The 10,805-nt window shown below is 42.1% G+C and carries 15 protein-coding genes, 1 pseudogene and 1 riboswitch; of the genes and pseudogenes, 4 read left to right on the top strand and 12 right to left on the bottom strand.

Annotated features, from left to right (window positions below; translation table 11 throughout):
- Positions 1 to 19 precede the first annotated feature (19 nt).
- Both scpB and scpA read right to left on the bottom strand, forming a co-directional pair.
- A complete protein-coding gene (scpB, locus tag FB592_RS19980) occupies positions 20 to 613 on the bottom strand; it encodes an SMC-Scp complex subunit ScpB (RefSeq protein ID WP_003223904.1) in 594 nt (197 codons plus the stop codon).
- The gene (gene scpA, locus FB592_RS19985; RefSeq protein WP_014477220.1) at positions 603 to 1,358 is read right to left on the bottom strand and encodes a segregation/condensation protein A; all 756 of its coding nucleotides are present in this window, start codon (positions 1,356 to 1,358) and stop codon (positions 603 to 605) included. The genes scpB and scpA overlap by 11 nt, the downstream gene beginning before the upstream one ends.
- Before the next feature lie 280 nt (positions 1,359 to 1,638).
- Here scpA and FB592_RS19990 point away from each other — a divergent pair, with 280 nt between their 5' ends.
- Positions 1,639 to 2,163: a DUF309 domain-containing protein gene (locus FB592_RS19990; RefSeq protein ID WP_085187743.1), complete on the top strand. Its 525-nt coding sequence runs from the start codon at positions 1,639 to 1,641 to the stop codon at positions 2,161 to 2,163.
- 13 nt (positions 2,164 to 2,176) lie between these two features.
- On the opposite strand, the gene ribT is transcribed toward FB592_RS19990, so the two are convergent.
- From ribT to sipS, 7 genes are all read right to left on the bottom strand, one after another.
- Positions 2,177 to 2,551, bottom strand: coding sequence for a GNAT family N-acetyltransferase RibT (gene ribT / locus FB592_RS19995; protein ID WP_003223910.1), 375 nt, complete (start codon positions 2,549 to 2,551; stop codon positions 2,177 to 2,179).
- A 112-nt stretch (positions 2,552 to 2,663) separates the two neighbouring features.
- Complete coding sequence (ribH, locus tag FB592_RS20000; RefSeq protein WP_003223915.1) at positions 2,664 to 3,128, bottom strand: 6,7-dimethyl-8-ribityllumazine synthase; 465 nt, start codon at positions 3,126 to 3,128, stop codon at positions 2,664 to 2,666.
- Between the two features lie 32 nt (positions 3,129 to 3,160).
- Positions 3,161 to 4,357 carry a bifunctional 3,4-dihydroxy-2-butanone-4-phosphate synthase/GTP cyclohydrolase II gene (locus FB592_RS20005; RefSeq protein ID WP_032726065.1) on the bottom strand — a complete coding sequence of 399 codons (1,197 nt, stop codon included), beginning with the start codon at positions 4,355 to 4,357 and terminating at the stop codon, positions 3,161 to 3,163.
- A gap of 14 nt (positions 4,358 to 4,371) precedes the next feature.
- The gene (ribE, locus tag FB592_RS20010; RefSeq protein ID WP_014480161.1) at positions 4,372 to 5,019 is read right to left on the bottom strand and encodes a riboflavin synthase subunit alpha; all 648 of its coding nucleotides are present in this window, start codon (positions 5,017 to 5,019) and stop codon (positions 4,372 to 4,374) included.
- A 10-nt stretch (positions 5,020 to 5,029) separates the two neighbouring features.
- Positions 5,030 to 6,115: a bifunctional diaminohydroxyphosphoribosylaminopyrimidine deaminase/5-amino-6-(5-phosphoribosylamino)uracil reductase RibD gene (ribD, locus tag FB592_RS20015; RefSeq protein ID WP_141950058.1), complete on the bottom strand. Its 1,086-nt coding sequence runs from the start codon at positions 6,113 to 6,115 to the stop codon at positions 5,030 to 5,032.
- Between the two features lie 129 nt (positions 6,116 to 6,244).
- A riboswitch (FMN riboswitch) is annotated at positions 6,245 to 6,389 on the bottom strand.
- 120 nt (positions 6,390 to 6,509) lie between these two features.
- Entirely contained in the window at positions 6,510 to 6,854 is a 345-nt protein-coding gene (locus FB592_RS20020; protein ID WP_003230488.1) for a hypothetical protein, read from the bottom strand.
- 234 nt (positions 6,855 to 7,088) lie between these two features.
- On the bottom strand, positions 7,089 to 7,640 hold the full coding sequence (gene sipS, locus FB592_RS20025) for a signal peptidase I sipS (RefSeq protein ID WP_033885389.1): 552 nt from the start codon (positions 7,638 to 7,640) through the stop codon (positions 7,089 to 7,091).
- Between the two features lie 266 nt (positions 7,641 to 7,906).
- Here sipS and FB592_RS20030 point away from each other — a divergent pair, with 266 nt between their 5' ends.
- Positions 7,907 to 8,143: a hypothetical protein gene (locus FB592_RS20030; RefSeq protein ID WP_141950060.1), complete on the top strand. Its 237-nt coding sequence runs from the start codon at positions 7,907 to 7,909 to the stop codon at positions 8,141 to 8,143.
- Here the strand turns inward: FB592_RS20030 and FB592_RS20035 are convergent.
- Complete coding sequence (locus FB592_RS20035) at positions 8,086 to 8,292, bottom strand: zinc ribbon domain-containing protein (protein ID WP_021481576.1); 207 nt, start codon at positions 8,290 to 8,292, stop codon at positions 8,086 to 8,088. The genes FB592_RS20030 and FB592_RS20035 overlap by 58 nt on opposite strands.
- A gap of 163 nt (positions 8,293 to 8,455) precedes the next feature.
- On the opposite strand from FB592_RS20035, the gene FB592_RS20040 reads away from it, so the two are divergent.
- On the top strand, positions 8,456 to 8,668 hold the full coding sequence (locus FB592_RS20040; protein WP_003230479.1) for a spore germination protein: 213 nt from the start codon (positions 8,456 to 8,458) through the stop codon (positions 8,666 to 8,668).
- A 135-nt stretch (positions 8,669 to 8,803) separates the two neighbouring features.
- Here FB592_RS20040 and FB592_RS20045 read toward each other — a convergent pair whose 3' ends face one another.
- Positions 8,804 to 9,235: a peptidylprolyl isomerase gene (locus FB592_RS20045; RefSeq protein WP_003223931.1), complete on the bottom strand. Its 432-nt coding sequence runs from the start codon at positions 9,233 to 9,235 to the stop codon at positions 8,804 to 8,806.
- A gap of 256 nt (positions 9,236 to 9,491) precedes the next feature.
- Here FB592_RS20045 and FB592_RS20055 point away from each other — a divergent pair, with 256 nt between their 5' ends.
- Positions 9,492 to 10,364, top strand: a complete 873-nt coding sequence (locus FB592_RS20055; protein ID WP_021479957.1) for a DUF1002 domain-containing protein — start codon at positions 9,492 to 9,494, stop codon at positions 10,362 to 10,364.
- A gap of 29 nt (positions 10,365 to 10,393) precedes the next feature.
- Here FB592_RS20055 and FB592_RS20060 read toward each other — a convergent pair.
- A pseudogene (locus FB592_RS20060) lies at positions 10,394 to 10,805 on the bottom strand (diaminopimelate decarboxylase); the annotation flags it as partial.

Consider the following 10,805-nt stretch of genomic DNA (forward strand, 5'->3'; position numbering starts at 1 on the left):
AGCGCGATTCATTAAACTTCTATTTTATATCTTCGAAGGTTTGGTTAAAGTTTTCAAAAAATAAATCTGCTTCTTCTTGAAGAACGTCTTCTTCCGCATTTTCAGGCAGCGGCGGAAGCTCGTCCAGCGTTTTCAGACCGAATTGTTCAAGAAAAGTCGGCGTAGTACCGTATAAAATGGCCCGCCCCGGACCATCGGCACGCCCTACTTCACACAATAGCGCCTTCGCGACAAGACTGTGTAAAATCCGCTCTGATTTTACTCCTCTGATTTCTTCAATTTCTGCTCTCGTAATTGGCTGTTTGTATGAAACAATGGCCAGTACTTCTAAAGATGCCTGAGAAAGGCCCTTTGACGGCACTTCAATCAGTTTTTTCAAGTAAGGCGCAAAGTCTTTTTTGGTAGAGAGCATGTACGTATCTGCATACTCAATAAGTTCAATCCCTCGTGTATCTCCGCGGTATTCGTCCGCCACATCCGCCATGATCGTGTTCAGTTCAGGCTCTTCGATTTCAAGCACTGTTAACAGCTGCTTTTTTGTAAGCCCTTCATCGCCTGCAGCATAAAGAAGGGCTTCTACAATAGCTTTCCAATTCACGATATCAAGCCCCATGAATGGATTCACTCCCCGTAATGTAAATATCTGAAAAATTGTGCTCCTGTTCAATGAGGACCAGCTGATTTTTCATCAGCTCGAGAACAGCTAGAAAGGTCACTACTAAATGTTCTTTTTGCTCATATGGAAACAGATCCATAAAGTTGATTCTCGTTCCTCTAGATTTCAAGCTGTGCACGATTTCGTTCATTCTGGCTTCGATTGGTATGTCCTGTCTTGTAATTGTTGTTTCCATCGGCCTGTTTATTTTTTTGCGTTTCAGCACTTTTTGAAAAGCTCCGATCATATCATAGACCGTGACAGAGAGCTTTTGCTCAGACTGTTTTACTTCTTTTGCATATTCACTCAAATCACTCGGCGGTTTCGTGAACGATTTTTGTCTTTCTTCTTCCCGTTCTTTTAAATCCTTCGCCGCATCTTTATATTTTCGATACTCAATCAGCTTTTCAATCAGTTCCTCCCGCGGATCTTCTTCTTCAAGTAATTCATCTTCAAAAAGCTCCTCCTCTTGCTTCGGGAGCAGCATTCTGCTTTTAATGCTGAGCAGCGTGGCAGCCATAACCAAATACTCGCTGGCCATATCGAGCTCAAGCACACGCATCGTATGTACATATAATAAATATTGTTCAGTGATCTTCGCCACAGGTATATCATATATGTCAATTTCAAGACGATTGATTAAATGAAGCAGCAGGTCCAATGGGCCCTCAAACGTATCAATTTTCACTTGATATTCTTCCATCATCTCACCATTTTCAAGTATCACTCTCATTGCCGGAAAAACTGGCTACCCTATAGTATAAGCCACCAAAAAGCTCTCGTCCAATACTATTTCATTTCCTGTTTTGAACAAGTTTGTACAGAATATTCAAAACACGAGAGGTGTTTGCTCGGAGCGCAGAAGCGGGAGAAAAAGCCTTAGCTTCTGGTTTTCCTTTCTAAAAAGCAATAGAGGCCGAGCGTTCTTTTTTCCTTTTATCCCTTCTATGGTACACTAAAAGCACATTAAAGGAGGAAACACCTTGTATCCGAAAGCTTATATAGATTATCTCGTTGAGTTTCACGCGACACGGGATTATTTTGAATGCCATGAAATATTAGAAGAATATTGGAAGGAAGATCCGCCAAAGAAACGAAAACGCTATTGGGTGGGCTTTATTCAGCTTGCAGTGGCTTTATATCATCACAGAAGGCAGAATACAGCCGGGGCAAAAAGACTGATGGCGAACAGCATCCGGATTCTTCAAGCAGAACACCGGGCAGTCGAAGACTTAGGGCTTGATCATGGCCGTTTGCTCGAACTTATGCAATCGGTTTACGAACAAATCGAGACGGGCTCTGCCTATAAAAGCATTATGCTGCCAATCAAAGATGAGAAACTGGAGGAAGCATGCAGGATCGAATGCAAGAAAAAAAAGTATACATGGGGGCAGCCCAGTGCACTCAGGAACATATTTCTTATCGACAAACACCGTTTGCGGGATCGGACTGACGTCATCCGTGAACGTGAAAAAGAAATAGAACGCAGAAAAAAAAGCAGAGGCTGATGACAGCCTCTGCTTAATTATTGTATGAAATGTCTTGATCCTGCTGACCTTGACAACGTTCGAAAAAGCTCTGCGTTAATTCATTTGGAACCAGTACTTGCGTTTTGAATAAATGCTTTAAAGCATCCATCATCTGTTTTCCGATTCCTTGATGGCGATGAGAAGGATTCACACTGATATGCCGGATCTCAACCTCAGAATCCTTTTTTTCGACTCCGATTGCTCCGACGATATCCTCGTCCTCTTTCCAAAGAAAGAGCTGGCGGTCTGTATCCGTTTCGTAGTCCTTAATTGTCTGCTGAAGCTGCTTAAGGTCTTTTTCATTCGGCATAAACGAAAGAAGCCCCATCGCAATCTTTTCAAACGATTTTTTATAACGAATTAACATAAAAACCCCTCTATATCCAAAATGTCCAGTCTGCTATTAACGGATACGAATAGGTGATCCGTTTTCTCACATTATATCATTTTCGCCATATTTTTAAACTGTTTTCAGCAAATTATTCAAATGAGCGGTTTAAATTTGCCATTTCAATGGCAGAAACAGCACAATCTACACCTTTGTTGCCCGCTTTTGTGCCGGCACGCTCGATAGCCTGTTCGATGTTTTCAGTTGTTACAATTCCAAAGATGACAGGTACACCAGTAGTGTTTGCTGCTTGCGCGATGCCTTTTGCAGCTTCATTGCAGACATAATCGTAATGTGTCGTCGCGCCTCTGATGACAGTGCCCAATGTGATAATAGCATCATATTTTTTTGTTTCCGCCATTTTTTTCGCAGCAAACGGTATTTCAAATGCACCTGGAACCCAAGCCACATCAATATCATTTGTGTCTACGCCATGTCTGAGCAGCGCATCTTCTGCTCCGCTCAGCAGCTTGCTCGTAATAAAATCATTAAATCTTCCTACTACGATTCCGATTTTAAGACCTGTACCAACTAAATTTCCTTGTATGATATTCATATGATTCCCATCCTTTTTTGTGATATTTGTGATTAGAAATGAAGTAAATGACCTAGCTTGTTCATTTTGGTTTGCAAATATTTTTTATTGTGTTCTTTCGCCTCCATTTGAAGCGGCACTCTTTCTGAAATACTGAGTCCGTAGCCTTCAAGGCCTGCGATTTTTCGCGGATTATTCGTCAAAAGCTTCATATTCCGGACACCGAGGTCGCGTAAAATTTGTGCTCCGATGCCATAGTTGCGAAGATCCGGCAAGAATCCAAGCGCCTCATTGGCTTCTACGGTGTCATAACCTTGTTCCTGAAGCTTATAAGCTTTTAATTTATTGATTAAACCGATGCCTCGTCCTTCTTGGCGCAAGTACAGAAGCACTCCACGGCCTTCTGCGGCAATTTGGTTCAGCGCGGCGTGCAGCTGCGGTCCACAATCACAGCGATGAGAGCCAAACACGTCACCTGTGAGACATTCTGAATGCACCCGGACCAATACCGGTTCTTCTCCGAACGGCACATCTCCCATCACAAATGCGACATGCTCTTTTCCATCTACCTCATTTGTGTATCCATAAACCTTAAATGTCCCAAAATCAGTAGGCAGCGTAATGTCAACTTCACGCTCGACGAGTGTTGTCAGATTGTAACGGTATTGAATCAAATCCTTAATGGTGATCATTTTTAATTGATGCTTTTTCGCAATTTCAATGAGCTCAGGCACTCTCGCCATCGTTCCGTCTTCATTCATAATTTCACAAATGACGCCGGCTCCTGGAGATCCGCAGGCTTCAGCAAGATCAACAGCAGCTTCTGTATGGCCCGCTCTTTTCAGGACACCTCCTTTTTTCGCAATCAGCGGAAAAATGTGCCCCGGACGCTGAAAATCAGATGGCACGGATGTGCTGTCCAGCAATGCTTGAACGGTAAAAGATCTTTCTTGAGCGCTGATACCTGTTTTCGTTTCACGATGGTCTATGCTTACGGTAAATGCAGTATGGTGAGAATCTGTATTATGCTCCACCATAGGGTGAAGATCAAGCCTGTCTGCGATTTCCTCACTGAGCGGCGTGCAGATCAGTCCTCTCCCATGTGTCGCCATAAAGTTAATGACTTCCGGCGTTGCATGCTCGGCAAGAGCCACAAAGTCTCCTTCATTTTCTCTGTCTTCATCATCTACAACGATGATGACTTCGCCTTTTTTTAAAGCGTCCAGTGCTTCTTCTATCGGATGAAACATGCAAATCTTCCTCTCTAAAAGCCGTTTTCGCTTAAGAAGGCTTTTGTAATGGTTTGTTGGGTCTTATTTTCATTGGCTTTATGCAAAAATCGATACATATATTTTCCGATCATATCGCATTCGATATTCACTTTAGAGCCGATCGTTTTTTCTGAAAAGATCGTTTCGCTGATTGTATGCGGTATTAAGGAGATCGTCACTGTGTCTTCTGTCAGGCCGAATATGGTTAAGCTCACGCCATCCACAGTAATTGATCCCTTTAAAACCAATGTTTTTGTTAATGACGGGTCCATTTTTAAATCATAGTAAACTGCGTTGCTTTTCTCTTCAATTCGTGTGATTTCCGCAGTTCCGTCGACATGGCCTGAGACGAAATGGCCTCCGAAACGGCCGTTTGCCGCCATTGCTCTTTCCAGATTTACTTTGCTTCCTTTTGTTAAATCATTCAGTGACGTAGCTTTGACTGTTTCAGGCATAACATCCACTGTGAATTGATTTTTTGTAAAATCAGTGACAGTCAGACAAATGCCGTTCACTGCAATGCTGTCGCCAAGATGAACATCCTCTAAAATCTTTGAGCATTTAATTGTTAAGGCCATTGAATGCCCTGCTTTTTTCATGGATTCGATTGTGCCTGTTTCTTCGATAATTCCTGTAAACATGGTCACCATCCTATTCCTTTGTCGGTTTTGCCGTCAGTCTGATATCACGGCCGATTTGGGTTATATCAGTGAATTGTAATAAGGGGACATCTTTCATTGATTGAAAACCTTCACCGGAGATTAAGCTGGGAGCATGCGTTCCTCCGATTAGTTTAGGGGCAAAATAGAAGATGATTTCTTGAAAACAGCCTTCTTTGACAAAGCTTCCGTGAACAGCTGAACCGCCTTCCACATACACCGACATGATGCCTTCTTCCGCTAGGATCTTCAAAACATCGGGAATTTGAATGCGCTCGGTTTCAAGTGTAAATATGTTCACTCCGAAAGCTGAAAGCCGTTTTTTCTTTTCCTCGTCTGCGCGTGCCGTCGTAAAAATCCATGTCGGCGCTATTTGATCGCAAATCACTTTAGCGTCCTCAGGAATCGAGAGTACGGTATCAAGTATGACCCGAACCGGCTGTTTTGTTACATTCGGCAGTCTGCAGGTTAAGCTCGGATTGTCGGCTTTCACTGTGCCAACTCCGACTAAAATGCTTTGGTGTGTTTTCCTGTATTGCTGAGCATCCTGTCTTGCAGCCTCTGACGTGATCCATTTGCTGTCACCCTTGCTGGTAGCTATCTTACCGTCAAGGCTGGCAGCCGCTTTTAGCGTGACGTACGGAAGGCCTGTCCTCATAAAGTGCAGAAATTTTTCATTCAGCCTCTCCGCCTGGTCTGCCAGGATGCCTTCCCTTACCTCAATGCCGGCTTCTTTCATCATGCTGATCCCTCTTCCAGCCACAAGCGGATTAGGATCTCTCATCGCTACGAACACTCTTTTGATGCCAGAGTTGATAATCAATTCTGCACATGGCGGTGTTTTTCCGTAATGGCTGCACGGTTCGAGTGTAACGTAAATATCGGCACCCTCTGCATGTGCTCCAGCCATATGGATGGCATGAACTTCTGCATGAGCTTCACCATATTTTAAATGGGCGCCCATTCCGACAATTTGTCCGTCCTTTACGACAACAGCGCCGACGAGCGGATTGGATTCGGTCTGTCCTTCGCCCTGCTTCGCAAGATCTAACGCCAGCTTCATATAATACTCTTCCATTTGTTTCCCTCCCCTCTTTTGTTATTTACCGTCAAAAAAGCCCCGAATTTATAAAAAATTCGGGGCTTTAGGTATTTTACGCAATAGGAAATAACACTATGCATTTTTGAACCATTTGCATAGCGGTTCATCATCCTTCTCCCATCCAGACTTTCACTGTCGGCTTCAGCTTAAACTGAATCCACCGCGTGCTTATGCACACGGGTCACGGGCTCTAAAGCAAATGTGCTTTACTACCGCCGGTCGGGATTTCCACCCTGCCCCGAAGGATACAATCTTTATTCATTTGTCCTTATTGGCTATTATAGCGATCCTTTTTAAAGTACGCAATGAAATAAACTTACAATTTGAGAAAAACAAAACATCACCCTTCGATCCGAAAGGTGATGTTTTGTTAATCATTCACTTTTGCAACCTTGATTAATCCGTCGATCCGCTTTGATTTGCTGAAGTATGCCTTAATCTTGTCACCTTCTTTTATATCAGATAAATCCTGATTTAATTTTTTTCCGTTGAAGATGATTTTCGTTCCGTTTTCTGCTACTCCATGATACTCTGAGCCGTCAATTTTCGTCACTTTATATTCCTGGATGGTGTATTCCTCTTCTTCCGAGGACAAGGTTTGTCCAATTGCTGTCGGAACATCCTTCAGCTCAACATCATTTATGTACATATAACCGCCTGCAAGTAAAAGCAAAAGCACTAACAGAATGGTAATCTTGGTTTTTATTCTTCCCATTTCTAAACCTCCAGCCAATATGAATCTATTCATTCATATGAGTTATTCCTTTTTTTCATGAATAAAAAACCGTAAATTCTCGTAAATTATTAATATAACGATGCATAACGGGAATATGTTTCACATTTCTGCAAAAATTTCTTTTCTATAGATATACGAATTTATGTTCTGTTTTTAGGGGATGACCGTAAAAAAGATATAAAAAAAGCAGCCCCAATGGGAAACTGCTTGATCCTAATTTGTTTTGCGCATTTCGTTAAACGGGTAGAAAACAAACTTTGACGTACCCGCAATTTGTTTTTTCGTGAAGAGGCCAAGTCCGTTACGGCTGTCCATGGAATTCCGACGATTGTCACCCATCACAAAATACTTGTTATCAGGCACTTTAACCGGGCCGAAATCATCGGTCAAAGGTTTACCGTCCTGTTTCGCTATCTTTTTATTAGCTGCCAAATAAGGTTCGTCCACCTTTTTCCCGTTGATATAGAGCTGGTCATTTTTCATCTCAACCGTATCGCCGGGAAGGCCGATAATACGTTTGACATAGTGAACATCATCTCCGTTTAACACGACGATGTCTCCTCTATCAAACTCGCCGATGTATTTGACTGTCATATTGACAAAGACCCTTTCACGATCGTGAAGTGTAGGTTCCATGGATTCACCGTCAACGACATACGGCGCAAAAATAAAGTTGCGGATGAGCAAAGCAAGAACGACAGCAATCACAATTGCTTTTGCCCATTCTAATATTGATTTTTTCTTCGAAACATTTTCTGATTTCAACTGATTTCCTCCAATAAACAACGGTCTTCAATTTATGTTATCACGAATCGAAAAAAAATCCCATTAGGACCATTGAAGTGATTTTACAAACTGTTAATCTTCATCTTCTACCCACATCATGCCTATTTTTTCTTATCGATCATAACTAAGCCTGCAAATATTGAAAGAAATGAATCGCATAATTCAGAAGCGATGGACTCAGAAGAAAGAGAGTTCTCATATGCTAAATCTTTAGATCGTATATAAGGTATGAGGTTAGGAACAGTTTGTTCATTTACTGCATTCCATTGATCTCCCAGTACATGATACCCATGGCACTTGACAAAACAATTCACGTCATGAAGGTTACTGGAATGTTGGCGGCAACCTATTTCGCAGGTGATAACCGCACCCCATTTTTTGCTTTCATAATAGGTTTAAAATCATTCAAGCTCGAAAACATGGATCAGCCTCCAAAAAATAAATCGAATATATTCCCAGCAGTTGAAGACTCTTTATTATAAAACTCTGAATATCCGCAGTTCTTACAGTAAACCACTAGAAATCGGTTATGCTGCACGTCAAACAGCTTTGATAATCCCGTGCCGGTTGTGGCTATTTCTTTTTGTCCTGCTTCAGTACTGCCGCATTTTCTACAGCCTTTGTTGTCCATATCGCGATCTCCTTTTCATTACATCACGTTTATTTGATTTATTTTACCACAAAATACCAACGAACAGGCATCTCCTAAATATTTTTGCCATTAAGTTTACGCTTATCAACTCTAGCACTAATACATATAAAAAATAGAATGATATGAAAGGAGACTTGATAGTATGATTGATTATCCTATTAATATAAACAACGTTTCCGGGAACAGCGTAATTAACGTAGGCGGCGCTTTTATGATCAGGCCTTTAACTTTGTCCAAATCTGTGTTTGGCTCCGGAGGTTTAAACACAGGAATTGTCTTTGAAAATAACTTTGTAAGCAAGGCTAAAATGATTAATCATCAATTTACTGATCAGAACGTCACCAAAACTTTTTAATGTATTCAATACACGGGGGTCACTAACTAAACACCTGGTTTTGCCAACCGCCATCAGCATTCGGCGGTTTTTTATTGAACATTTTTGGCCAATAAAAAAAGCTTCCTCTCTAAGAGGAAGCCTTTTGCCTGCCGATTAGCCTTCTACACGAACTTCTTTCATGACGTCGCCATTAGACATGTTTTTCGCGAATTCTAATCCGCTTGTTACTTTACCAAATACAGTGTGAACACCGTTCAAATGAGGCTGTGGCTCATGAACGATGAAAAATTGGCTGCCGCCAGTGTCTTTTCCGGCATGTGCCATAGAAAGTGCGCCCGCCTCATGTGTATGCGGGTTTCCTTCTGTTTCACATTTGATTGTGTATCCTGGGCCGCCAGTACCAGTTCCGTGCGGGCATCCGCCTTGGCTCACGAAGCCAGGGATCACTCGGTGGAATGTAAGCCCGTCATAAAAGCCTTCGTTTGCAAGCTTTTCAAAGTTTGCAACAGTTCCAGGTGCAGCTTCAGGATAAAGTTCAAATTCAATTTTGTTCCCGTCTTCTAATAAAAAGTAACCTGTTTTCAATTGTATGCCTACTTTCTTTATTTTAATTTTCAAAGGAGATTATGTATGATAGGTTATAGCCTGTCTCTCCTTGTCGCGGCTATTATACCACACCTTTCGGGGGAAAACGAATCTCCCGGGCTTTACTAAAAAATAAAAATGAAACCTGAATCTCTTTATCTCCGTCTAACCTAACGGAACTGTATTTTTCATGATTCAGGTCCTCACAAAGCAGCACTATCCAGCTGCTTGTGAAATTGAAGGAGGTCAAACTGCTTTGAAGAAAATTTGGATTGGAATGCTGGCAGCGGCCGTTTTGCTGCTGACGGTTCCGAAGGTCAGTCTCGCGGATGCCGCAGTTGGAGATGTCATTGTAACACTGGGTGCTGATTTGTCAGAATCCGACAAACAAAAAGTGCTTGATGAAATGAATGTCCCTGATAATGCCACAACGGTAACCGTGACCAATAAAGAAGAACATGAATATTTAGGAAAATATATATCAAACGCGCAAATCGGATCGAGAGCGATTTCTTCTTCGTCAATCACCATTGCCAAAAAAGGCTCCGGATTGAATGTTGAGACCCATAATATCAGCGGCATCACAGATGAAATGTACCTGAATGCACTGATGACAGCCGGTGTGAAAGATGCGAAGGTGTATGTTACAGCACCGTTTGAAGTATCCGGGACTGCGGCTTTAACTGGATTGATTAAGGCGTATGAAGTTTCTTCAGACGAAGCGATCTCGGAGGATGTTAAACAAGTCGCCAACCAAGAGCTTGTCACGACATCAGAGCTTGGAGACAAAATCGGTAACGAAAATGCATCAGCCCTGATTGCAAAAATCAAAGAAGAGTTTGCTAAAAACGGGGTGCCTGATAATAAAGCTGACATCGAAAAACAAGTGGACGACGCAGCTTCTGATTTAAACGTCACACTTACTGACAGCCAAAAGAATCAGCTTGTCTCCCTATTCAATAAGATGAAAAATGCTGACATTGACTGGGGACAAGTCAGTGACCAGCTTGATAAAGCGAAAGATAAGATTACGAAATTCATAGAATCAGATGAAGGCAAAAACTTCATCCAGAAAGTCATTGATTTCTTCGTATCTATCTGGAATGCGATTGTATCTATATTCAAATAAGAAAAGCGCCGAAAAATCGGCGCTTTCTTTTATTGCTTTACACCCGTTTTAAATGGCAGATCAAGTTTTACAATATCTTCGTATGTTTCTCGCTTCACGACTAAATGAGCCTCACCGTTTTCGACAAATACAACGGCGGGTCTCGGAATACGGTTATAATTGTTGGCCATGCTGTATCCATAAGCGCCTGTACAAAAAACGGCAAGAAGATCGCCTTCTTTTACTTCCGGCAAGTCAATATCCCAAATCAGCATATCTCCGCTTTCACAGCACTTTCCGGCAATTGATACCGTTTTGTCATGCGCTTCTCCGATCCTGTTGGCTGCCGCAGCTTCATATTTAGCTTGGTAAAGCGCAGGACGAATATTGTCGTTCATGCCTCCGTCTACAGCCACATATTGGCGGACACCCGGCACTTCTTTTTGAGAGCCAACCGTATAA

It is taken from the genome of Bacillus sp. SJZ110 (assembly GCF_006715455.1).
Taxonomy (GTDB): domain Bacteria; phylum Bacillota; class Bacilli; order Bacillales; family Bacillaceae; genus Bacillus; species Bacillus subtilis.